At 48.7% G+C, this 1,125-nt stretch carries 1 protein-coding gene; it reads left to right on the top strand.

What is annotated here, in order from left to right:
* A partial coding sequence (locus tag R7Z78_RS24615) for an ATP-binding protein (RefSeq protein WP_169643788.1) occupies positions 1 to 1,125 on the top strand: 1,125 nt, incomplete at both ends.

Here is a 1,125-nt window from a genome sequence, read left to right as displayed (position 1 = left end):
GAAGCTTCGAGCCAAGAGCGCTTGCGAAAGGTTTGGATTACAAAGTTACGATCAAGCCGTTTTCGGATGCGTTCATTGAAATCGATGCACTGAGATTAGTGCAAATCACCACCAATCTGCTCTCAAATGCCGTGAAATTCACAGCAGAAGGCGAGATCGGAATCAGTGTCATCCTGCACGAAAAGCAGCTTATTTTGAAAGTTGCAGATACGGGCATTGGCATGACGGATGGCCAACTCGAAGGCATTCTCAACCCGTTTGTTCAAGCGGATGACAGCATTACGCGCAAATATGGCGGCACAGGGTTAGGGCTGAGCATCGTTGACCGATTGATCGACTGTATGGGCGGCGTGCTCTGCATCGATTCACAATTCGGCTTGGGTACGACGATCACCGTCAAATTGCCAATTGAGCGTTGTGATTCAGAACCAGAAGTGCGTTTGAACTGGACTTACAGCGAGGCATTGCCACTCAGCATTCGTCAGTGGTGTGACGCATGGAAAATGCAGCCAGCAACACTGGCAAGAAGTATGGCGAACCTTTACGCCGCACAAGACAACGAAGCGGGCTTTGATGGTGTGATGCTGCGCGATGATCGAGAAATTCTCGGTAGCCTCACGCTGCGAGAGCTTCAATACCCAGACGCGCTGTTCAATTTGCTTAGCCAAACGCAGCAAGAGACCAAGTTGGACGAGCTTAAGTCCGAAGAAGTTTCGTGGATTCTCGGAACGGTATTAGTTGCGGAAGATAACCCAATCAACCAAAGCGTGATTTCAATGCAGCTGCGTGAGCTTGGTATCGAACCTGTGATTGTGAATAACGGTCGTGAGGCTTGGGAGTACATCAACCAAGATGAAAACGTCGTGTTGCTGCTGACCGATTTTCATATGCCAGAAATGGATGGCTATGAACTGATCAAACATGTGAGGGCGTCTGGTTTCAAATCGCTGCCAATCATCGGTGTGACGGCGGAGGATGCTCGCCTTGCCAGTGAGCGCACACAAGACATCGGTATTGATGATGTACTTTACAAGCCTTACGACCTCAACAAATTGAAAACCGTTTTGGTGCCATTCATTGGCAAGAAAGAAAAGACCCGATTACCGGATTGGATTAAGCGTTTTA

This window comes from Vibrio sp. 1167 (assembly GCF_033340375.1).
GTDB lineage: Bacteria > Pseudomonadota > Gammaproteobacteria > Enterobacterales > Vibrionaceae > Vibrio > Vibrio alginolyticus.
This window is presented reverse-complemented; position numbering and strand designations above follow the sequence as displayed.